This is a genomic window from Agarivorans sp. DSG3-1, assembly GCF_046774965.1.
GTDB lineage: Bacteria > Pseudomonadota > Gammaproteobacteria > Enterobacterales > Celerinatantimonadaceae > Agarivorans.
In genome coordinates, this window is sequence record NZ_CP177241.1 from 4,108,985 (window position 1) to 4,131,088 (window position 22,104).

At 41.7% G+C, this 22,104-nt stretch carries 20 protein-coding genes; 2 read left to right on the forward strand and 18 right to left on the reverse strand.

What is annotated here, in order from left to right; translation table 11 throughout:
* Window positions 1–7: 7 nt before the first annotated feature.
* Window positions 8–1,069 (reverse strand): UDP-glucose--hexose-1-phosphate uridylyltransferase, encoded by a 1,062-nt coding sequence (locus ACLD71_RS19060; RefSeq protein WP_411991668.1) that lies wholly within the window; start codon window positions 1,067–1,069, stop codon window positions 8–10.
* Between the two features lie 603 nt (window positions 1,070–1,672).
* Between ACLD71_RS19060 and ACLD71_RS19065 the strand changes: the two genes are divergently transcribed.
* Window positions 1,673–3,454 (forward strand): AMP-dependent synthetase/ligase, encoded by a 1,782-nt coding sequence (locus ACLD71_RS19065; RefSeq protein WP_411991669.1) that lies wholly within the window; start codon window positions 1,673–1,675, stop codon window positions 3,452–3,454.
* A gap of 72 nt (window positions 3,455–3,526) precedes the next feature.
* Here ACLD71_RS19065 and ACLD71_RS19070 read toward each other — a convergent pair whose 3' ends face one another.
* The 11 genes from ACLD71_RS19070 to ACLD71_RS19120 form a co-directional block, all read right to left on the reverse strand.
* The gene (locus ACLD71_RS19070) at window positions 3,527–3,898 is read right to left on the reverse strand and encodes an AAA family ATPase (protein WP_411991670.1); all 372 of its coding nucleotides are present in this window, start codon (window positions 3,896–3,898) and stop codon (window positions 3,527–3,529) included.
* A gap of 9 nt (window positions 3,899–3,907) precedes the next feature.
* A complete protein-coding gene (locus tag ACLD71_RS19075) occupies window positions 3,908–5,806 on the reverse strand; it encodes a polysaccharide biosynthesis protein (RefSeq protein WP_411991671.1) in 1,899 nt (632 codons plus the stop codon).
* A 34-nt stretch (window positions 5,807–5,840) separates the two neighbouring features.
* Window positions 5,841–7,010, reverse strand: a complete 1,170-nt coding sequence (locus ACLD71_RS19080) for a DegT/DnrJ/EryC1/StrS family aminotransferase (RefSeq protein ID WP_411991672.1) — start codon at window positions 7,008–7,010, stop codon at window positions 5,841–5,843.
* 82 nt (window positions 7,011–7,092) lie between these two features.
* Window positions 7,093–7,713, reverse strand: coding sequence for an acetyltransferase (locus tag ACLD71_RS19085; protein WP_411991673.1), 621 nt, complete (start codon window positions 7,711–7,713; stop codon window positions 7,093–7,095).
* The gene (locus tag ACLD71_RS19090) at window positions 7,710–8,336 is read right to left on the reverse strand and encodes a sugar transferase (RefSeq protein ID WP_411991674.1); all 627 of its coding nucleotides are present in this window, start codon (window positions 8,334–8,336) and stop codon (window positions 7,710–7,712) included. The genes ACLD71_RS19085 and ACLD71_RS19090 overlap by 4 nt, the downstream gene beginning before the upstream one ends.
* Window positions 8,323–9,456 (reverse strand): glycosyltransferase family 4 protein, encoded by a 1,134-nt coding sequence (locus ACLD71_RS19095; protein WP_411991675.1) that lies wholly within the window; start codon window positions 9,454–9,456, stop codon window positions 8,323–8,325. Before ACLD71_RS19095 ends, ACLD71_RS19090 begins: the two co-directional genes overlap by 14 nt.
* 5 nt (window positions 9,457–9,461) lie before the next feature.
* Entirely contained in the window at window positions 9,462–10,562 is a 1,101-nt protein-coding gene (locus ACLD71_RS19100; RefSeq protein ID WP_411991676.1) for a glycosyltransferase, read from the reverse strand.
* Window positions 10,559–11,629, reverse strand: coding sequence for a glycosyltransferase (locus tag ACLD71_RS19105; RefSeq protein ID WP_411991677.1), 1,071 nt, complete (start codon window positions 11,627–11,629; stop codon window positions 10,559–10,561). Before ACLD71_RS19105 ends, ACLD71_RS19100 begins: the two co-directional genes overlap by 4 nt.
* Before the next feature lie 2 nt (window positions 11,630–11,631).
* Entirely contained in the window at window positions 11,632–12,750 is a 1,119-nt protein-coding gene (locus ACLD71_RS19110) for an O-antigen ligase family protein (protein WP_411991678.1), read from the reverse strand.
* A 20-nt stretch (window positions 12,751–12,770) separates the two neighbouring features.
* Window positions 12,771–13,868: a glycosyltransferase gene (locus ACLD71_RS19115; RefSeq protein WP_411991679.1), complete on the reverse strand. Its 1,098-nt coding sequence runs from the start codon at window positions 13,866–13,868 to the stop codon at window positions 12,771–12,773.
* The gene (locus ACLD71_RS19120) at window positions 13,861–15,168 is read right to left on the reverse strand and encodes a lipid II flippase MurJ (protein ID WP_411991680.1); all 1,308 of its coding nucleotides are present in this window, start codon (window positions 15,166–15,168) and stop codon (window positions 13,861–13,863) included. The genes ACLD71_RS19115 and ACLD71_RS19120 overlap by 8 nt, the downstream gene beginning before the upstream one ends.
* Window positions 15,169–15,553: 385 nt before the next feature.
* Between ACLD71_RS19120 and ACLD71_RS19125 the strand changes: the two genes are divergently transcribed.
* Entirely contained in the window at window positions 15,554–16,195 is a 642-nt protein-coding gene (locus ACLD71_RS19125; protein WP_411991681.1) for a glycine zipper family protein, read from the forward strand.
* Between the two features lie 88 nt (window positions 16,196–16,283).
* On the opposite strand, the gene ppiC is transcribed toward ACLD71_RS19125, so the two are convergent.
* The 6 genes from ppiC to ACLD71_RS19155 form a co-directional block, all read right to left on the reverse strand.
* Window positions 16,284–16,562 (reverse strand): peptidylprolyl isomerase PpiC, encoded by a 279-nt coding sequence (ppiC, locus tag ACLD71_RS19130; protein WP_303514443.1) that lies wholly within the window; start codon window positions 16,560–16,562, stop codon window positions 16,284–16,286.
* Between the two features lie 121 nt (window positions 16,563–16,683).
* Entirely contained in the window at window positions 16,684–17,850 is a 1,167-nt protein-coding gene (locus tag ACLD71_RS19135; protein WP_411991682.1) for a nucleotide sugar dehydrogenase, read from the reverse strand.
* A 235-nt stretch (window positions 17,851–18,085) separates the two neighbouring features.
* Window positions 18,086–18,916, reverse strand: a complete 831-nt coding sequence (locus tag ACLD71_RS19140) for a glycosyltransferase (RefSeq protein WP_411991683.1) — start codon at window positions 18,914–18,916, stop codon at window positions 18,086–18,088.
* A gap of 47 nt (window positions 18,917–18,963) precedes the next feature.
* Complete coding sequence (locus tag ACLD71_RS19145) at window positions 18,964–20,193, reverse strand: hypothetical protein (RefSeq protein WP_411991684.1); 1,230 nt, start codon at window positions 20,191–20,193, stop codon at window positions 18,964–18,966.
* Between the two features lie 6 nt (window positions 20,194–20,199).
* Window positions 20,200–21,414, reverse strand: coding sequence for a hypothetical protein (locus ACLD71_RS19150; RefSeq protein ID WP_303553002.1), 1,215 nt, complete (start codon window positions 21,412–21,414; stop codon window positions 20,200–20,202).
* 2 nt (window positions 21,415–21,416) lie between these two features.
* Entirely contained in the window at window positions 21,417–22,097 is a 681-nt protein-coding gene (locus ACLD71_RS19155) for a cytidylyltransferase domain-containing protein (RefSeq protein WP_411991685.1), read from the reverse strand.
* Window positions 22,098–22,104: the final 7 nt, after the last annotated feature.

Sequence of the window (22,104 nt, forward strand, 5' to 3'; positions counted from 1 at the left end):
CAGCTCCTTAGTCCTGTTGTTCTTTGTAATGCACGTCGCTAAGGTCGCGCAGTTTGCTGGCCGCTTGCTCGGCGGTTAAATCTCGTTGGCTTTCCGCTAACATCTCGTAGCCCACCATAAACTTACGTACGCTGGCTGAGCGCAATAGCGGTGGGTAGAACAAGGCATGTAATTGCCAGTGTTCGGTCGTGGTATCGCCTTCTTTAAAAAACGGCGCATAGTGCCAGCCCATGGAATACGGGAATGAGCATTGAAATAAGTTGTCGTAACGGCTGGTGAGTTTTTTCATCGCCAGTGCTAAATCATCACGCTGAGCATCACTGAGCTCACTCATCCGGCGAAGATGGGTTTTAGGCATGAGCATTGTTTCAAAAGGCCAAGCAGCCCAATACGGCACGACCGCTATCCAATGTTCAGTTTCCACCACGGTACGGCTGCCATCGGCTTGCTCTCGAGCAGCGTAATCCACCAGCAAGTTGCTGCCGTGCTGGGCGGTATAATCGCGCAAGTGTTGGTCTTTACGCTCAATCTCGTTAGGTAGAAAGCTGTTGGCCCAGATTTGGCCATGTGGATGAGGCTGCGAGCAGCCCATGGTTTCGCCCTTGTTCTCAAAGGCTTGTACCCACAGGTAGTCTTTACCTAATTCTTCAATTTGTTCATTCCAGGTATCAATCACGCCACGAATTGCCGTGGTGGATAACTCCGGCAGAGTTTTACTGTGGTCTGGCGAGAAACAAATCACCCGGCTTAAACCACGGGCTTCCATGCTGGTAAACAAGGGGTCGGTGGCAGCGGGTACGCTGGGTGAATCGGTCATCAGTGCAGCAAAATCGTTACCAAAGACATAAGTGCCCGTGTAATCCGGGTTTTTATCACCCGATACACGGGTATTGCCAGCACACAAAAAACAGCCAGCATCGTAGCTCGGCAACGTCGCCGTAGACGGTGCTTCATCTTGGCCGCTCCAGGGGCGTTTAGCACGGTGCGGCGACACCAATATCCACTGTCCCGTTAAGGGGTTATAACGGCGATGCGGATGCTCGGTAGGGTCAAAGTTTGTGTTTAACATGAAGGCTCCACTAAAATGCTACTACTTGGCGAGTCCGATAGTGCAAAAACCAATACTTGAGCCGCCTCCCGAAAGATCCCTACTTGGCCGCCTAAGGCAAGCCGGGGTAGCCCCAGATTTCAAGTAAAAGTAATTCGCTCTACTCTTTATCTATATATTGAAGCACGAAAGGGAAAACGTTTCCAATTTTAATGGTTAAATCATCAACGATAAGTCTAAAAATGGGCTGTCTCTCTATAGTTACGGCCACTTAGTTATTACTCGAGGCTGTTATTCTTTGCGATAAATTGACAACTAGAGTTAAGGGGAGTTTTAGAAAGATAAAAACACATAAAGGATAACGTTTACCTTATCTTATAGGGTTCAGTCCTGTTTTATGTAGCTCGTCATTCATATTCGTTCATCATTAATCAATAAATCCATATAAAGCAGTGTAACTTCAATGAGTTATTAGCAGTTAACAGGCTTTATATTCACAGAGTCAGAATAAAGCAAAATATAATTTCAATTATGTTGAGCTTACACTTGTTCGCCCAAGTAAAACTGCCTAAAATAGCCGCCTTATTGTGGCATCTCGCCCTCATCCGTTTAAAGGTAAAATACATGCAGCACATCGTTACCTTGCTTAGCGAACAAGTTAAGCAGCAAGCTCAGAATGTAGCGCTAAAAATTTGGCGCAACCAAGCTTGGCAGTGCTTTACATGGACAGATTTTTCTCAGCAATGGACGCTAGTCGCAAAAGGTTTAATTGGTTTAGGTCACCAGGAAGAGCAATGTGTGGCAATTATGTCACCCAATATGCCTGAGTGGACCATAACTGACCTGGGTATTTTGGCTGCTAGAGGTTGTGTGGTGCCTATCTACCCTACTAATACCCTGGATCAAAGCCAGTACATTCTAAAAGACGCTGGCTGCAAGATTTTGTTTGTTGGTCAAGCTGAGCAAGTAGAAATAGGTTTAGAACTACTGAAAAGTGGCCAAATAGAAACCTTAATCTGTTTTGAAGAAAGCGAGCATGCTCAACAAGAAAACGTAATGAGCTTGCCGCAATTGCTGGCCTTAGGAGAAACAGTTGACGCAGGTGAACTAGAGCAGCGCCAACAAAACCTAAAAATGGACGACTTAGCCACGCTTATATATACCTCAGGCACCACCGGTGAACCTAAGGGTGTAATACTGGATCATGCTAACTTTGCTGCAGCATTTGCTATGCACGACCAACGTTTAAGTGTAAACAGCGACGATGTCTCTCTCAGTTTTCTACCTTTGAGTCATGTATTTGAACGCGCTTGGACTTATTACGTACTGTATCGTGGTGCAACCAACGTATATTTGGAAGACCCCGCGCTGATTCAAGAAGCCTTGCCACGCAGCCAGCCAACCTTAATGTGTAGCGTACCTCGCTTATACGAAAAAATTCATGCAGCTATTTTGCAAAAAGTTGCTACTGCTTCAGCCACTAAACAGAAACTGTTTCATTGGGCTTTAAAAGTAGCTGAACTTCGGCTAGTCGCTAAGCAACAACAAGTGCAGCCTTCTGTATGGTTAAACATACGTTATCGTTTAGCCAACAAGTTAGTACTGTCAAAACTTCGAGCCATCTTTGGCCCTGCACGCCTACTGCCCTGCTCTGGCGCTAGACTGGCAGATGACATAAACCGTTTCTTCCAAAGTTTGAATGTGCCAATTAATTACGGCTATGGAATGACCGAGTCTACCGCCACTGTTTCTTGTTATAGCGAAACACAGAAAAGCATTAGCACCATTGGCCAACCCCTAGAGGCCTTGCAGATAAAAATTTCCGAGCAAGGAGAGATTCTAGTCAAAGGCGACACGGTAATGCGCGGCTACTTTAATAAGCCACAAGCCACCGCAGAAACCATTATCGACGGCTGGTTACATACGGGTGATGCAGGGAATTTAGATGCTGAAGGTAACCTAGTACTTACCGAGCGCATTAAAGAGTTAATGAAAACCTCTGGCGGAAAATACATTGCCCCGCAAAGGGTTGAAGGCGCATTAATTCGCGAGCCCTTATTTGAACAAGTCGCTATTATTGCTGATGCTCGCCACTTTGTATCGGCCTTAATTGTTCCCGCTTTTGAAGCGCTAGAACTACATGCCAAACAGCTAGGTATTAAGTGGCAGCACCGCAATGAATTGTTAGAAAACGCTGAAATTAAGCAGCTAATACAAGCAAGGCTAAAACAAGTGCAAACTAATCTAGCTCGATTTGAACAAGTAAAACAGTTTACCTTGCTGCCTAGAGAGTTCTGCATGAAACAAGGCGAACTAACACCAACACTGAAACTACGCAGAGCGGTAATTGAAAGCCGCTTTGCAGAACAAATCAGTGCGATGTACGCAGAAAAACGGATTGCCTAAATCCCCCCCCCTGCAATCAATAAAAAAGGCGCTTGAAGCGCCTTTTTTATTGATAATGTACCGTCATAAACTTTAGTCTTGCCACTTCTTGCGCATAGCCTCAATCACTCGCTCATTCACTCCATGCACATTTTGATACTCACCTTTGCAAACTAGTATCTTTAACTCTGCTTGGTATTTTATAGCTAAATCTCGATAGCTTTGCATTTCCCATTGCTGAACAAAGGTATTTGCGACGACAACATCATTTCCTAGGGCTAACTCTCGCTCAGTTTCTCGCTGGCACCATTGATGGGCTTGAGCAATTTGCTCCGCTTGATATAGATACTCGCCATGCTTGTTAACAAAATACATGTCTGCTTCTAATAGCACCGCATCAATAGTTGCTGCCAAGGTAGATTTTCCGCTACCGGGTAAACCACGAATAAGAGTCAGTGTTGTCATAAATCGTTACTAAGAAACCGCTTTTAATTGAGGCTTAACTTGTTCCTGACAATAAGCTAACGGTGCCTGTTTAAGTAAGGCTATAACGGCATCTTTATCCATGGCTTCACAGGCATCATTGAGCTCATCAAATAACGCCATCAATTCGTCCCATGGCATAAAGCTCTCATTGGCGGTAAGGATCCTAGGATGATCTGTTGGGCGTTCATCGTCCCCTACCAGTAACTCTTCATATAGCTTTTCGCCAGGTCTTAAGCCGGTGTATTGAAGCTCAATATCTCCATCGGGGTTTTCATCGTCACGAACTTCCAAGCCTGACAAATGAACCATGCGTTTCGCTAATTCAGCTATTTTTACTGGCTCACCCATATCAAGCACAAATACCTCACCACCATTGGCCATTGAACCGGCCTGAATAACCAACTGAGCCGCTTCAGGAATCGTCATAAAGTAACGAATAATGTCTGGATGAGTAATTGTTAGAGCTTCACCTTTGCGAATTTGATCCTTGAATAATGGGATAACCGAACCTGAAGAACCAAGCACATTGCCGAAGCGAACCATACTTATGGTAGTGCCAGATTGCTGCTCGGCTAAGCTTTGCATAACCAGTTCAGCCAAGCGCTTGGTTGCCCCCATTACATTAGTTGGGCGCACTGCCTTATCAGTAGACACCAATACAAAGGTTTTGACCTTAGCTTTTATTGCTGCCTGTGCAATATTGTATGAACCGAATACATTGTTACATACCCCCTCAACCACATTTTGCTCCACCAAAGGAACATGTTTATAAGCTGCGGCATGATAAACAGTATCAACATTACTGGCGTCCATCATTGCGCTCAAACGTGGTAGGTGCTGTACCGAAATCATCAATGGGACTAAATCGATATTTAAAGCCAGTGCTTCACGCATCTCCTTAAGCTCTCGTTCAATTTGATACAAAGCGACTTCTGAACGCTCTACTAACAATAAGCGAGCGGGTCTAAATTGTAGGATCTGACGACATAGTTCTGAGCCGATAGAGCCACCAGCACCGCTCACCAGCACCGTTTTGTTGCGGATAGAACTTTCCATTAAGTGCGCGTTTGGTGTTACAGACTCCCGGCCGAGCAAATCCTCAACATCCACTTCTTTTATCTGATCAACTTTTGCATCACCGGTGACTAAGTCATTAAGCCGAGGGACTGTTAGTACTTCGGTATTCAAATCCGCCAGTGCTGTTAGTACCTCTGCACGGCGTTTGGTACCAGCATTAGGAATAGCTAAAAGTACTTTGGTGGCGTGAAAGCGACGAATAAGCATTGGCAACTGCTTAGGTTGGTATACGGTTAAACCATGAATCAATGAGTTACGTAGTTCTTCTTTATCATCAATAAACGCTACCGCTTGAAAATCATCGCCTTGGCCAATAGCTTGAAGTAGTTGGCGCCCGCTATCCCCAGCACCAAAAATAATCACGTTCTGCTTAGTGGCATTTTCCAACCAAACAAACATAAAGCGAATAGCGAAACGCGTACCGCCACAAAATATCACTCCAAAGGCTAGATAAATAAATGGCGCGGTTCTTGGAATAACGGCTTGTAAATAAAAAGAAGTGACAATCATTAGCAAGGTGGCAATCGCAAAACTAAATAAAATCGCCTGCAGGTTTTTTTCATTTATGTAGCGCAGTACAGCCCTATATAAACCAAAATACCAAAATCCAGCAAGGGTAGTAACGATCACCGATACGAATGTTACCCATGTAGGTACGTCATAAAAATAATGAGCAGACTCAAAACGCACCCACAATGCGCCCCAGAAAGCCAAACTTAGAAAGAGTAAGTCTAAGCCAAAAACTATAGCGATTTTTTGTCTTCGAGTCGGTAATTCAAACCAACTCATCGCATTTAACTGAGGTAACATCTAAATTCCTTTTAGATCATATTTGCGCTAGCAGTTATTGGCCAAGCAAGCCTTGTAAACCTAGCGTTATCTTTTTGCACACCGCGAGCATATCCTCACGAGTAATAGTAGGGTGAACCATAAACATCAATGAGTTAGCCGCTAACTGTTTTGCGTTTTCTAGGGGCTTGCTAGGCAAAACATCTAAACCATCAAATGCTTTCTCAAGGTAAACCTCACTGCAAGTGCCTTGCATACAAGGCACGCCCACTTCATTTAAACAGCTTATTAATTGATCTCTAGTTATTCCATTTAACTTTTCTACTTCAATAAATACATAAAATTTATAATAAGCATGTTGTATATAATCAGGCACTTGAGGGATTCGGATAAAAGAGAATTCACGCAAGCAGCTAGATAATAGCGTAGCGTTCGCCTCACGTTGTTGTTGCCAACTAGGCATACGCTGTAATTGAATACGGCCAATGGCAGCTTGCATTTCGGTCATGCGCCAATTGCTGCCGATGCTTTCATGTAACCATCTAAAACCTGGTGGGTGTTGTTTATTAAACACCGTGTCATAGGATTTTCCATGGTCTTTGTATGACCACATTTTGTTCCAGAGTGCTCGGCTATTAGTCGTCACCATGCCTCCTTCACCACCAGTAGTCATAATTTTGTCTTGGCAAAATGACCATGCTGCTATATCACCTAAGCTGCCAACAGATTTGCCTTTATAAAGCGCGCCATGTGCTTGAGCGCAATCCTCAATAACAAATAAGCCCTGCTTTTTTGCTAGTGTGTTTATCTGGTCCATCTCGCAGGGCCAGCCCACCAAATGCACACAAATAATGGCTTTGGTTTTGCCTGAAATCACATTTGAGATACTGCTAGCGGTAACATTTTGACTGTCTAGATCGACATCAGCAAATACCGGGGTAGCCCCCACATTAACGATACAACTGGCTGATGCTATAAAAGTGCGCGAGGTAACAATAACTTCATCGCCTTCGCCAATGTTCAAAGCCCTTAATGCGAGTTCTAAAGCTAGGGTACCGTTGGCAACGGCAATGGCATGCTCAACTCCAGCCCACTCTGAAAACTCTTGCTCAAAGTGTTTGCCTTGTTCTCCTGTCCAATAGTTAACTTTATTAGATAATAGAACCTTACTTACAGCTTGGGCTTCTTGCTCTGTAAAGCTGGGCCAAGGGGGGAAATCTTGCATATCTTTTACTATTTTTAATCCTTTAAATTTGCAGCTCTATAATGCGTTAAAAATAGACAAGCTACAACTTTGGACTAAGTAATTAGTGTGTTTTGGCAGGGTTTCCGTACACTTTTTCAGCAGGCTTCACATCTTTCACCACTACCGAGCCAGCCCCTATGATAGCTCGATCTTTAATGACAATTTGCTGTATAACGGAACTGCCGATTCCAACCATTGTGGCACAACCCACCCTTACCTCACCAGCAAGGTTACAACCAGGTGCTATATGTACGCCATCGGCTAAAATTACGTCATGATCAATGGAGCTATTATGATTTATGATATTTCCTAATCCAATCTCACATCCTACACTGATCGTTGAATTTGCCATTACAACACTTCCATCCCCCAACTGAGCTGAACTACATACGTAGGCTCTTGGGTGCACTAAAACAGGTAAGCGAACCTCCAATTGTTGTAACGTTTTTAAGCGGTCTAATCGCGTAATATTGTGGCCAATAGCAACGTGAGCACTGCAGCTTTCAGTTGACGATAAATAGTCTAACATTGCTTGCCAGCCACCAATAACTTCGCACCCTTCTAAAGGTTCAAGTTTTTTCCATCGCTCATCAAACAAACAAATAGTTCGATATCCCAACTGCTTAGCTAACTCCACAACAACTTTGGCGTGTCCCCCGGCTCCATAAATAGCTAATTTCATGATTCACTGTTCCCAGTAAATTTGCTCATGGTTGCCTCGCCTTCTGCGCTCACACCGTCTTTCACAAACACCTTTTTCACGGTAAGTATCAGTATTTTGATATCCAACATAAGGGAGCGATTATTAACATACCAAACGTCCAGCTCAAATTTTTGCTGCCAACTTAAGGCATTACGCCCATTGATTTGTGCCCAACCGGTTATTCCTGGCTTCACATTGTGTCGCTTTGCTTGCTCATCTGAATAAAGCGGCAAATACTCCATAAGCAATGGCCGGGGGCCAACGAAGCTCATCTCGCCTTTTACAATATTCCAAAGTTCTGGCAGTTCATCAGCACTACTTGCCCTAAGTATTTTGCCAAACGCTCCTAAACGTTCTGCATCTGACAACAGTTGGCCATTGGCATCTTTGTCATCTCGCATACTTCTAAACTTAATCATTTTAAAAGCGTTACCTTGAAGCCCTGGGCGTAACTGGGTAAAAAATACCGGTCGCCCGAGCTTAATAGCAACAACTAAACATAAAACGAGCAATAAGGGCGCTAGTACCACCAACGCAACGGCGGCAAGTAAGCGCTCACAAAAATAAAATGCTTTATCCCTAAACAAATCAATCAACTCCATTCATCACATTCAATATTCGCTGGTTTACTCGGTTAACGTCATAGCGTTGCTCGGCATATTGCCTGCTCGCTAAACCATGCTGCTTTACCAATTCAGGTTGTTCAAGGTACCTTTTAAGCGCGGTAGTTAATGAATCCGCGCTTTTGGGCTTAATTAAGTAACCATTCTGGTTGTTCACTACTGTTTCCCTGCACCCCGGTGCATCTGTAGTAACAATCGCTCTCGCACAGCTCATCGCTTCGAGTACCGTTCTAGGCGTACCTTCTCGATATGAAGGTAATACATATACATGGCATTGTTGAATGAGGCCTATTACATCGCTCACTCGCCCATGATATTCAATCAATTCTTGATCTATCCAAGAGTCTAAGTCCTGTTGCGATATAGCGCTTGGGTTATCGTCTATCCATCCGGCCAAATGAAACACACAAGAATAACCTTGCGCTTTTAACTGCTTTGCCGCCTCGGCGTACTCCAATACCCCTTTGTCTTTTAGTAAACGAGCAATCAGTAAAAAATGAAGATCTGGTTTATTTGAAGCCATTTCTGGCAAAGCGAGCTCTGGAAAACGCTGCAGGTTAATACCCGAACCATTTATCAAGGTTGCTTTGCTCTTAGCTACCAAGCTTTTGCTAATGAATAATTCAGCATCATCAGGGTTTTGAAAAAAAACACCTTTAGAAAACCCTAAGCCTACTTTGTATAAAACACACACAATCTGATGTAAGAGCTTTTGCTTTGCGGTTAACTGTTGGGTAAACACGTAACCCAAGCCAGTAATCATTGAGTAGACATTCTTAACACCGGCCAAACGTGCAGCAATTGCCCCATAGATAACTGGTTTAATGGTATAGGCAAGGGTTTGCTCTGGTTTGACTTGTTTAATCAGCTGATAAAGCGAAATAAGGCTTTTAGTATCCTTTACTGGATTTAAGCCGGTGCGTTGAAGAGCAAAACTATGGGGAGTAACACCTAGGTCTTGTAAAGCATGCTTTTGCTCCTCGGTGTAATCTGGCGCAGCCACATGCACATCTTTCCCTTGGTCTTTCATCGCCTTTAACAGGTCACCACGAAATCCGATGATCGAATCAGCAAAACTGGCGATAACTAATACTCGCATACTTTTTAACAGCCTCCTTGCTGATAAACATCTAAATACTGCTGGCTTATATCCGCAATATCAAACTCCTTTGTCACCCGTTGATAATTACTATTAGCAATGGTTTGCCGCTCTTCTTGAGGGCAGGCTAACATCATCGAAACAGCCTCGCTTAATAAAATAGATTGCTGCGGTTTTACCACCCATTCAGCATGATTAAGAATAAACGCCGCATCCCCTACATCTGTGGTGATACACGGCAAGCATTGGCTCATCGCTTCAACAACGACATTAGGAAAACCTTCAGTTTTTGATGGCAAAACAAATAAATCTAAACTTCGATAAAAGCTTGCGATATCGTTAAGTTCACCCAGTAACGCTACACGCGCCAAGGGAATATCAAGGTCATTAAGAAGACCCATTAAGCTTACGTTGGCAGTGGTCATATCCCTACCCGCCACGCGTAATGTTAATGATGGATACTTATCAAGCAACGGCGCGACTGCAGCAAAAAAATTGGGGTAGTCTTTAGCAGGATGCCAACGGCCTGCAGTACCAATATTCAACACTTCTTTTGACTGTGGCTTTACGCTAGCAGCAGAAAAATCATAGCCATTAGCAATAAACTGTAGCTTTTCAGCTGAATAACCATAGTTAATATGCTGACTAACACTGCGCTGACTGCAACATAGTATTTTGTTTGCTTTACCTTGAGTTAACTTACCTAGCCAAAGCGCCAAACGCGTGCTGCGCTTTTCATCCTCTAGTTTATCTAAAGAGTGATGGATACCGAAGTACAATGGGGTACTTACCTGAGACAAGTATTTATATAAACCACCTATCGCATTAGCGTGATACATCCAACATTGAATCAACGATACGGTTCTATTTTTTAACAAGCCCGACAACTTGAATAGACTAAATAACATCCCTAAAGGCCCACGGGCGTTTAGGCTAATAAATTCCACTTGAGAATGGTCTTTAATGAGCGCTTTGTTTTGCTCAGACACACTCATCAAAGCAATAATAATATGCTGATGCTGTGGTAAGTTATTGACTAGATTCGCCAGCATCCGCTCAGCGCCTCCAGTGAGAGCAAAGTTTGTGGTTAAATGAACAATCTTCAAAGTAATTCCTCAAATAAGGATTCAAAATCGCTAGCATTAGAGCGATGTCGTTGACTTGAGCTTGGAGGGTTAACGATCAATTTAGCCAACGCTGTTGCATCACCTACAGTAAAATAGTTTTGCTTAGGTAGCAGCTCTCCCGCCCCTCCAGGGCAATCACTTGAAATACAATCAGCCCCCAAGTACTGCGCTTGCAGCAATGCGTTTGGCATGCCCTCAACAAAAGAACTCAGTACAAACGCTTTACAATGTTTCATGTACACAAAGGGATTACTGACAAAACCCACCAACGATACCAAGTCCTCTACCCCTAATTGCTTAGCTTGAGCTTCTAGCTCACCTCTTAGTGGGCCTTCCCCCAAAATGATCAATCTAATTGTTTGATATTGCTGGCTTAACGCAAGGGCTTTGAGCAAAGTACTGTAGTCTTTTTCAGGAACTAGCCGGCCAACCGCCAAAATATAGCCCTTAGCGTCTTTTACCCAAGCATGCTCACAAGGTTGAAGTGACAGCCCTTGTATAAAACTTCCATCTAAAGGATTGGCCACGATCTTAATATCGGCAGTAATTCCAAAATACTGTTGTACATCGTCAGCCACATACCTTGCGGGTGCCACTAATAGATCAGCTCGTTTATAGGCAAATGCCCCGCTCCACTTCACCCAGCTGCGAACGAGCGATGATTTAATACCAGCTAAATTAACCGAAGGGCACGAAGCCTCTCTAGCTACCAAACTGCATTCGATACCACTTAAGCGAATAGCCGAAACCATACAAAAAGCCAAATGGCTTTGAGAACAAAATACCACCTTGGGACGTATCACTTTCAAATGCTTAACCAAACTTGGTATCGCAACCAAAGAAGACGCCTTATTCAAATTAATTCTATCAACATCATCTGAAAGCTCTTGTTTAAAAGGTCCATCATCACTAATAGACAGCAACTGAACTTGCCACCGTTTAACCAACAGATTTGCTAAGGTAACAGCCAAGCGTTCGGCTCCGCCTTGGTTAAAGCTAGAGCTGAAAATTAATATGTCACAGGGTAATTGGCTATCTTTGCTCACTCTCAGTTCATCCGTCTGTTGTTATTCGTTTGGTGAATCACTGCTGCTACCATTATTGCGATAAACATTAACCAGCTTCGGCTATACCAAACGTTCGACGTAGAAAACACAACGCCGATGTTTACCAGCATAAGGCTCCCCCACAAGCTCAATGGAAATATGCGAGTGAGGCTTGCAAGACAACCAAGTACCATTAAGAGGCCTAAAGCCGCTATTAATCCGGCTTCGGCACCGATGTTTAGCAGCGTATTGTGCGCATTAACCTCGCGCTCGGCGTTCCCTTCTCGACCAATTCCTAAAGGGTTAGTGGCTATAATCTCTAAATACTCAAACACTACATCTAAGCGCGACGAGTCTTTACCTACCAGCTCTTTTTGACTTGACGGTGATAAGCGGTCTAACGCGCGCGAATTAATATTGTCACTTAAACTAAACTGCCAAGCCACTAACACAAATAATAAACCAGACATTACAAAGGCTAGTTTTGCTCGAAATGAAATCATTGAGTAAAAGCCCATAATCACCAATAAATACAATAACAATCCACTTCTTGAAGCAGTAGCGAGTACGGTGAATAAAGTGAACAATACGGCAGCCGATTCAAACCACCGTAAACCAGAACGGCTATCTCTACAGAGCAATACTCCGGCAAGTGAAAATACGACAGCTCTAGCGCCATCATTAGCATCTCCGGCAAAACCGGCAGCTCGATAATCTAAATTTGAGAACAATCCCGGCTGCGCTACGTCTCCCCAAACTGACAAGGTAATAAATCCTAGACCTAACCAGCAGCAACGTTGAACAGTATTTAGCGACACCTCGCCAAACCAACTAAACAAAATAATTAGCCACATTAAGTGGAACCACGGAAATGCCGCATTCGAAAGATTCACTGGTGGGCTAACGATAAATGACAATCCATAACAGCTGTTTACCAATAACATGCTTAACAGCAACCATTGTGTGTTGGGGTATAGCTGAAAGCGCTTTGCTAGCAAAGCATGCAGAATCGATAAACCAATAATCCCAAGCAAAGCAACGTAAGAAAAGCCAGGTATCATTCGTGTAAGATATAAATCTAAAGCGGATAAATGCATGGCAACAACGAGTATTGTTAGCATTTGAAGTAACTTGCTAAAACTCAAGAATCTAACCCAGATAGCAGCAACTCACGCCATTTAAAATAAATGATGTCTGGGTGATACGCAGTATTGGCTCTTACTGAAGCAGCCTTCCCCCAATCAACGATTTGCTCACTAGGTGCATCTATTACGTGCTCTAAAGCCTTAGCTAAAGCAGTAGTATCTTTAAGAGGCACTAGTAAGCCTGTTTGTTCATGTTGAATAATGTCTTCAGGGCCAAACTGGGTTTTATAACTAACTACAGCCAAACCTATTGCTTGTGCTTCCAGAATAGCCACAGGAAAGCCCTCTCGGTAAGAGCTCATTACAAATACCCCGCCCTGAGCGAGTACTTGTTTAACTTGATTGGTTGCTCCCATCAAATAGACGGAATCTTGAAGGCCGAGCTCCTTTATAAGCTCGGCCAACGCTAACTTGAATTCCCCATCGCCATAAATCTCAAAACGCCAGCGCTTCGAGCGAGGTAAAGAAGCCAAAGCATGTAAAGTATCTTGTAGGCCTTTTTCTGGCGTTAATCTACCAACAAAAACTAGCCGCTGATTATATGGCAGCACTCGCGTATCGGCTTCACCAAGAGCAATAGACGTACTGTTGCCTATAACTTGATAAGGGGTTAACCGCCAACTGTTCAAGGCGTCAGCAATAGTTTGCGTTTGCAGAACCACCTGGTCGAAACGAGCATAACAATAGCGAATGAGCTTTTGCCAAAGCTGCCCATGTCGTTCGATGAGAGGGTTACTCACTTCTCCGCAATATACTTCTGTATTCGTTCCTCTAGTAGCAATAAACGCCAAACAAGCTAAACGGTGAGTAAATACCATTAAGCGTTTAACTTTATGTTTACCTACATAGCGTTTAATGGCTTTTATTGTTAACAGGTTTTCTAATACACCAGCGCCTTTAAAATGAAACTGTTGACGATGCCGAAGAGAATGCATAGTTAGCTTTGGATTAACATCGAATACAGGTGAGCCTTTAAATAAAGTCACCAAGCTCACTTGGCTTTCATCGGTAACCAACTTAGAGGCAAGTTCACAAGCTATTCGCTCCGCACCACCCTGAGCTAAACCAGGGACTAAAATAGCCAACTTAATCATGTTGTTTCCTCAAGGTTAAACCGCTTGAGTTAACAAATACCGAACGCAACACCCAAAACAACATAAGCACTGAAATCAAATAAATAATTGACGTAGTAAAAGCAATTCCAATTAGACCAAACCAACTACTCATCAAGTAATCCATTACAATATTTAATATAAAGGCCACACCATTAATCGTTAACATCAATTTTGCTTTCCCGAGACTAACCACACAACGAGAAAGAACCATTCCCACTAGATAGAAAGGGACAAGTAAAGTATAAGCTTGCCCTACTTCACTAAGCTCTGCTGACTGAAAACCAGTAACCTCACTGCCATTAAACATAATTGAAACAGCAAAAGGCATTACTACGTAAAGAAAAAGACCAACAGCTGCACCTAAGCCCCCCGCCACGCCTAAGGCTTTTATTAAACGTTGGCGCAATAATGCTAAATCATCAGCCCATTCAGCCATGTATGGAATAAGTAAACTGCCTAAGCTCATAGCCAATACGCTCTGTGCAACGGTGACAAACTTATAGCCATTACTTAAGATACTGACGCTCCCATCCCCTAATTGGCTAGCAAAAGCTAAATCAACTATGGGTAAGGTTGCCAATAAACTAGAGCTCACCACTATCCACCCAAACTCTTTGAATAAGGGTTTATGACTGACTTTTAATGATTCACCAGAGTCACGCTCACTAACAGTAAGATCAGATAAAAACCTTCGGGAACGCGCAAACAACAAGACAAAATGAATGACATAGGCAAACAATAGCGCCAACGTAAGGTCGACTACAGTAATCGGTAACTGCACAATAGTTAACGATAGAACGGTAACCACGCCCATTGCTGGCAACACTAATTGGCTAACGCTTAAGAATACCTGTTGCTTCTTTGCTATAAGTAAGGCAACTAGTGGGGCCTGGTAAAGCCCTGCGGCTGTCACACCAACAAAACAAAAAACAACAAATATAGAAGCGTTACTTAATATAGAGAAAGCGATTGGTAACACATACAGGCAACAAATGGAAAACACCAAAACAAGTAAGCAGACTAAGGCTGAGAATTGCTTGTAAAAAGAGTGAAAAGAAAGAGAATGTCGGCGTATGTAAGAGGCAAATACACTATTTAGTGCACCAGTAACAATGCTGATCAAAAACATCACTAAGGTAAAAAGCATTAAGTAATTGTCTAATTGGTTATTAAAGCCAAGCTCTCGAGCAAACAATACATCCCTAAAGAATGCCAAGGTTTTACCCAACAAGGACACCGCAGATAACAATAAACCTGCCAACATGAGCTTTTTAAACACGTAAAACTTCCGTAAAACAGCGCTAACGAGAGATGTTAGCAAAAACTAATTTCCGTTTAGTCTTTCACTAATACTTCTGTACAACTAAATGAACAATTGTTTATACATTATCACCATTTACATTTTTGCCCAATGACTTGGTAACCAAGCTAATACTAAATGTTTAAAGCCGTGATGTAGGTAAGCTAAACCCTTAAAAGCGTCATGGATTAAACTCTAGGTTTTTGCTAAGTCGAAATTGAACAACCGATGATACTATTCAATACAACCATAATAATCAGGGTTGAATACGGGTAATAACAACTAGCACTCGAAAGAGAAAGCTCGCTATTGCCGCCATTTATTGTATAAATAAACGAGGAGTAACTAAATACAAGGAAGATCGATGATCACAAATGCGAAGACCAAGTTTTCTCTTAGTAAATTGATACTTACTAGTAGCTTAATCATAAGCTCGTATAACATGCTAGGTTGCGCAAACACAGCCGAAGGCGCTGGCACAGGCGCACTAGCAGGTGCGGCAGGCGGCTTGGTATCAGGACTAATTTGGGGAGGAGACCCGCTAGAATCAGCAGCTAGAGGGGCAGCGGTAGGAGCAGCATCTGGCGCTGTAGTTGGGGCGGTCCAAGACTCCAAAGAAAGTGCTAGTAACTCAGAAGCAACAACACCTTCACAATCCGACAGTAAAGCCTTACCGTCTAAGGAGCAGCTAGTCGCATTAATCGGCGAGCCTGCGGTAGATGGAATTGTAGCCTTGGCTCAATGTGACTATTCAAGCGCCTTGAGCAATGCAAACATAGCGTTTAGCTCAACCAACCCAAACCACAAAGAAGCCAGTATTTGGGGGCAAGCACTCACCTACGCAGAAACAGGTGAAGTAGAGAAGTTGAATGCTAGCTACGCAGACATCATCAAACTAGATAAAGAAGTAAGTAATGTGCTTGAAGCACAATCTGAACTTGCTGAAGGGCTAGACAAATTAAAAGCGATTAGAGAAGAGCACCAATTACCCACCTCTTGCTCTTAACTTATTAACGCTACCAATGCTTGTTTGAGCGAACCATTTGCTATCCACTCTAGCAAGCATTGACTAGTTCCATTGACATTCTTCTAGCTCAAGTTCTATAAAGCACTTTAACCACATGCCAACCAAACTTAGTTTTTACCAAATGCGGTACCAGCATTTCGCCACCAAAGCATACCTTATCAAACTGAGGTACCATTTGCCCGCGGCGAAACTCTCCTAAGTCACCGCCTTTCTTTCCTGACGGGCAGCTAGAATGCTTTTTAGCTAAGGTTTGAAATTTAGCCCCTTTTTTAAGCTGACGAATAATATCTTCAGCTTGCTCTTTATGCTTTACCAATATGTGTAAAGCCGCTGCTGTATTGGCCATAACAACTCCTAATAAATTTACGTAATTAAAACTCGAGCCCTCGAAGCTGTGAGCAGATTTTTTGAACAAAAAAGCCAAGATTTGCATCTTGGCTTTTAAAAAACGGGCAACAAGCTAGGCCCTAATCACTGCCGAACAAATCCCGAGTATAAACCTTATCTGCAACATCTTTGATATCGTCTACCATTCGGTTGGCGATAATAACGTCGCAGCTTTGTTTAAACTCCTCTAAGTTACGCATCACCTTAGAATGATAGAATTCATCCTCTTCCAGCACTGGCTCATAAATCACGACCTCTATGCCTTTAGCTTTTATACGCTTCATGATGCCTTGAACGCTCGAAGCACGGAAGTTATCTGAACCTGATTTCATGATAAGGCGATATACCCCGACACGCTTAGGGTTTCTGCTTACAATCGAATCAGCTATAAAGTCTTTACGCGTTGTATTCGCATCTACAATAGCTCCAATAATATTATTTGGTACGTCTTTGTAGTTCGCCAACAACTGCTTAGTATCTTTGGGTAGGCAATAACCACCATAACCAAATGAAGGATTATTGTAATGACTGCCAATGCGCGGGTCTAAACCTACTCCCTCGATGATGTGACGGCTATCTAAACCATGAGTTTCAGCGTAAGTATCAAGCTCGTTAAAGTAAGCCACACGAAGCGCCAAATAGGTATTAGCAAATAACTTAATGGCTTCTGCTTCTGTTGAATCAGTAAGCAGTACATCGATATCTTCTTTTATTGCACCCTCTACCAACAAATCAGCAAAGATTTGGGCCCGCTCTGATTCCTCTCCCACCACAATACGGGAAGGATACAGATTGTCATGTAACGCTCTACCCTCTCGCAAAAACTCAGGTGAGAAGACAATGTTATCAACACCAAACTTCTCCCGTACCGACTTGGTATAACCCACAGGCACGGTAGACTTAATCACCATTACCGCTGATGGATTTATTTCTAATACGTCGTTAATTACCGCTTCAACCGATTTAGTGTTGAAGTAGTTAGTCTCGGGGTCATAGTCCGTTGGTGTAGAAACAATCACGTAATCTGCACCCGCGTAAGCCTGTTGCTTATCTAGCGTGGCGGTGAAATCGATAGTTTTATTTGCTAGGAAATCTTCAATATCCGTATCAACAATAGGAGACTGCTTATTGTTGAGCAAAGTAATTTTTTCAGGCACAATATCTACCGCCACAACCTGATGGTGTTGTGCTATCAACATGGCGTTTGATAAGCCAACATAACCTGTACCTGCTATCGCAATTTTCATTTACAACCCGCTACTTATATTACAGTACAACAAATTGGGAGGAATATACTTCGCCGAATAATAACAAACCTAAACCTGAGACGACAGATTTTGAATAAAGTAATACCCACATTTAAAGCACTAAAAGTAGACGTAATAATTATAACTTAATCAGGTTTTCTACAATAGTCGCTTACAATAAGGATGACTGGGTCATATTACCAATACAGAGCGATGCGTCAAGCGACGTAATAAATCAAAGCTTTTTCTCAAGAAAAAAGCGTCTAATTGAAGAGTTGTAAATAAACCTAACTATATTAGAAGGTAGCAACCTGAAAACGAGGCGCAAAAAAGGATAAACATATCCACTACGCAGCCATTTTGCAGCATTAAGGTAGACCTTAAACTCTACAAACGCTTTTTTGTAAGTTCTTCGACTGTATGCATTATCCATTCGAACATCAACGAGTATAGACTGAAGATTTGCTCCTACGGCACCTTGCTTTAAACATTCTAACCAGAATGCTACATCTTCGTTTAATGGGTATTCAATAGGGTAAAGCCCGAAGCGTTCAAAAAAACCACCTCTAAAACAAACCGTTACGTGAGCAAAAGGAGATGATTTGCTCAGATTAGCTGATATCTCTTTTGCATTTTCTGGGTAATTTCTATAGGCAACTACATTACTAGGACAGCCGTTAAATTCAGCAATCCCACCACCAACGAAATCTACAGTATCATTTAAATCAAGAAAAGAGATTTGCTCTGACAATCTATCTTTCCGACACAGGTCATCAGCATCCATTCTAAAAATGTATTTCTCATTAGTAAGTAATTTGATTAATAAGTTCAATCCAACTGCCAAACCTACGTTTTTTGGGCTTCTCACTATTTTGTATAAGTCAAATTCCAAAATAACAGTTTCCAATTCACTCGAAATGGTACCATCAACGTGCAAAAATATTCTAACATGGAAGTTAGATTCTGTTTTTAAAGAATGAATAGAAGCCAAGGCATCTCTGAAATGAGACGGAGAATCACCTCCATATACGCACATAATAAATGCTATAGATTTAGCCTGAAACAAAAGCATACCTCTCAACTAGTATGTAACCCAAAAATAGAATGAAGCAATCATAAACTAACACGAATTGGCCTTATTACTTTAAGTCCCTTTCGTCCAAGCAAGCCCCAAACTATACAGAAATAGAACCCGAGACCAGTGGAGAACCCATATACGGCCGGAGTAAATATGCTAATAGCACTAAAACCGATTAGGCAAGAAAAAACAACTCTGTTCATAAAATACAACCGGAATGCTGAGATTAACATTAACATAATAAAGATAGAGGTTCCCAACAAACCAGTTTCAACTAATAACTGAAGAAAGAAACTCTCAGTAGAGCCATGCAATATGACATAACCCCCAATTTGCTGAGCCCCTCTGGAAAAAACGCCAATCCCATGGCCTATAAAAAGACCAGGAAAGCTTAGAGCATAATTTAAAGAATCTTCCCAAATTCTGTAAGCTGAATAATCGTCTATATTATTGAGGAAGTAAACTATTTGAACGACTCTGGCTAGGTGTTCCTGGAAAGAGTATACCCCAATGAAGAAAGCCAATAACAAGAGAATCAAAAAACCGATATATCGTACTGTTAGATAATTAAATAAAACAAAGACAAAAACAAAAACGAAAAACGCTTTGCTAACGGTTAGAAAACCAGCGAACAGCAGTACAGATCTAACCACTCCCCCTTTCCAAGCACCCAACTTACAACCAGTACTCAGGCATAAGGAAAATGCCAGATAAAGAGATAACGATTGTGGGGATGCTATAAAGGAGATAGCTCTCCTTGTAACATTTACATTCTCAAGAACTTCTGAGTCAGCATATACTCCATTACTTATTAATCCAAAGAGGCTAGGTGAAATGTAAAACTGTATAGCTGCACCTATAGCATTTATAAAGCCTACTGTAACAAAAAGCATTATAACTTTTTCCGCATTCCTTTCTGAAGAGTAAAAATTAAAATACACGAACCAAAATAAAAAAATACATGCTAAGTTTGAGAAGCCTATTAACGCTGTAAAACCAGACCCAAATGACGCGGTTAACTCAAACACCAAAACCAGGAAAGTCAAATAAAAAATATAAAAAAAGAATAAAACATCGATCCAGTTTACACTACGCCTTCCTGCCACATAAACTAGCAACGGTACATTCAAAAAAAGCAAAGCCAATGAAAAACTACCTACAGCTCCACCTAATGTTGTTGAAATGGTATTTCTGAACATTATTGAAAAGAATGTTAAATAATACAGCGATGAGATAAAATTAAATTTATATGGAGTACGTTTCATTCTAGCTTACTTATTGGTCCTGGATGAAAACCTAAAGTAGTCTCGCAACAGTCCTTTCCTAATGAATGATGAGTTTAAAAATTCCACTGAAAAACAACGAAAGAAAGAACGGACGAAATAAAAACAAGTTCTGAAAGGAACTATAGTGCTACACTGTACAGGATTACCCTCGGGAAGGTTAATAATCCAATGAGCTATTCTCTCGATCATATCAGTCTGTATAACTAACTCTTGTGAATCGAACTGCTCAACCAAAGCGAAATCCTTTGGTTTGCTAATATTTGGCACAAGGGAGTTCCAATAAGTTTCTAACCAACTAGGTCTAGGTAGAGGCGTAAACAAAAAGGCTTTTTTTCCCACAGCAGCAGAATCCCAAACAGAGGTGCTCCAAGAGCTACCGACAATATCGGCAGACGAAATCCATTCTCGTACAGAATAGTCTTTCGAAAAGATAATGTTATCAGGAATTTTTCCGATCTTACTCGTAAATACATCTATATATTGTTCTATAGAAATTGACGGGTGAGGCCTAATCACCAAATATCGATTTTTATCCGCATTAGCGATATCTCTAGAGAAAAATACAAATTTGTAAAGACAAGCTAAAGAGTAATCTCGATAATCCCAAGCTATGTTTTTATCATAGCCCATTTCGATCTTCTTTTTTATTAACTTGTCACTAGAGAAAGCCCATCCATAATTCATTGGAAAGAAAACTAACTCAGCAGAGTCTGGGATTCCAGAAATTTTTCTTAAATTAACCTTTTCTAAATCTTTTTGTCGCATATAGCCCAAAAGAATAGCGTGATTAGGATTACCAATCACTCGGGTATTTTTCTTTTTCACGCCAGACGACAATAGGAAACTCTGAAAATCATCGGACCAACAGAGGTGGTTTATATATTGCTGAATAAACTCCCCTTTAGGGGCCTTAAACGCTTTATTTGCATCACTTAACAACTGCTCCCAATTTAAAGAAACAAATTTAGTATGCTTAAAGCGCTTGCCGGTAAAGTAACTCAATGGCCAACGAGATGAGTCTATGGAGTAAGGGAATATTACACAACCAGCCTTTAAGAATAACAAATAATGCGAATGAAACTCTATTGATAACATCTGGTAAGTGTAACCCTTATCTTCTAAAGACTTACACAATTCTTTAACCGTATTACTTTCTCGGTCATCGTGTTCGATTAAAAACAAAAAATCTACATACTTCATACTTATAACTCAACAAGCCCTTTATTAACCATAAACTCAAAGAAAAAAAAGTCTTGCTCACTATCAATATTAACAAACAAATCATGCTTTATAGATTTAGTGCCATCAGAGAAAAAACTCTTATTCATCAAAATATTCTCAACGCTTGAAACGTATACAGCTCCAGTTAACTCGTAAGCAGGTAAAAACTGTTGCCTAGGTGTTTCGGAATCACTGTTATCTATAAAGGGAACAAGCACGCCATTTGTTATTTTTTTCACCTTATAAGGATGAGGGTCTTCTATTTGGGCAACAGTGACCACAGACTCATTAGATTTCAAAGCCAAATCGATACATTCATCAACCAACTTACTATCTCTTACCGGGGATGTAGGTTGTAACAATACGATATGAGTAACGTTTCTGAAAGTTGGCTTACTAATTAAATCTAAAACAACATCTATGGTTTTAGAACAATCACTTGCTAGATACTTAGGTCTTATGCCTAAGCTCTTTGCGCCGCGATTTAATGCAATTGCTTCATATTCAACGCTGTCCGTTGAAACAAATACATTAGATAACAGTTCAGAACCTAAACCAACATCCACAGCCAATTCGAGTAATGTTACTCCTTTTATCTTGGAGATATTTTTATTTTTGAATCCTTTAGAACCTGAACGTGCTGGTACTATTCCGATTATCATTTAATGC

What these genes read in the sequence shown, in the direction of transcription:
- ACLD71_RS19060 (WP_411991668.1), bottom strand. Translation starts at nt 1,069, where the DNA reads ATGTTAAACACAAACTTTGACCCTACCGAGCATCCGCATCGCCGTTAT.
- ACLD71_RS19065 (WP_411991669.1), top strand. Translation starts at nt 1,673, where the DNA reads ATGCAGCACATCGTTACCTTGCTTAGCGAACAAGTTAAGCAGCAAGCT.
- ACLD71_RS19070 (WP_411991670.1), bottom strand. Translation starts at nt 3,898, where the DNA reads ATGACAACACTGACTCTTATTCGTGGTTTACCCGGTAGCGGAAAATCT.
- ACLD71_RS19075 (WP_411991671.1), bottom strand. Translation starts at nt 5,806, where the DNA reads ATGTTACCTCAGTTAAATGCGATGAGTTGGTTTGAATTACCGACTCGA.
- ACLD71_RS19080 (WP_411991672.1), bottom strand. Translation starts at nt 7,010, where the DNA reads ATGCAAGATTTCCCCCCTTGGCCCAGCTTTACAGAGCAAGAAGCCCAA.
- ACLD71_RS19085 (WP_411991673.1), bottom strand. Translation starts at nt 7,713, where the DNA reads ATGAAATTAGCTATTTATGGAGCCGGGGGACACGCCAAAGTTGTTGTG.
- ACLD71_RS19090 (WP_411991674.1), bottom strand. Translation starts at nt 8,336, where the DNA reads ATGGAGTTGATTGATTTGTTTAGGGATAAAGCATTTTATTTTTGTGAG.
- ACLD71_RS19095 (WP_411991675.1), bottom strand. Translation starts at nt 9,456, where the DNA reads ATGCGAGTATTAGTTATCGCCAGTTTTGCTGATTCGATCATCGGATTT.
- ACLD71_RS19110 (WP_411991678.1), bottom strand. Translation starts at nt 12,750, where the DNA reads ATGCTAACAATACTCGTTGTTGCCATGCATTTATCCGCTTTAGATTTA.
- ACLD71_RS19115 (WP_411991679.1), bottom strand. Translation starts at nt 13,868, where the DNA reads ATGATTAAGTTGGCTATTTTAGTCCCTGGTTTAGCTCAGGGTGGTGCG.
- ACLD71_RS19125 (WP_411991681.1), top strand. Translation starts at nt 15,554, where the DNA reads ATGATCACAAATGCGAAGACCAAGTTTTCTCTTAGTAAATTGATACTT.
- ppiC (WP_303514443.1), bottom strand. Translation starts at nt 16,562, where the DNA reads ATGGCCAATACAGCAGCGGCTTTACACATATTGGTAAAGCATAAAGAG.
- ACLD71_RS19135 (WP_411991682.1), bottom strand. Translation starts at nt 17,850, where the DNA reads ATGAAAATTGCGATAGCAGGTACAGGTTATGTTGGCTTATCAAACGCC.
- ACLD71_RS19145 (WP_411991684.1), bottom strand. Translation starts at nt 20,193, where the DNA reads ATGAAACGTACTCCATATAAATTTAATTTTATCTCATCGCTGTATTAT.
- ACLD71_RS19150 (WP_303553002.1), bottom strand. Translation starts at nt 21,414, where the DNA reads ATGAAGTATGTAGATTTTTTGTTTTTAATCGAACACGATGACCGAGAA.
- ACLD71_RS19155 (WP_411991685.1), bottom strand. Translation starts at nt 22,097, where the DNA reads ATGATAATCGGAATAGTACCAGCACGTTCAGGTTCTAAAGGATTCAAA.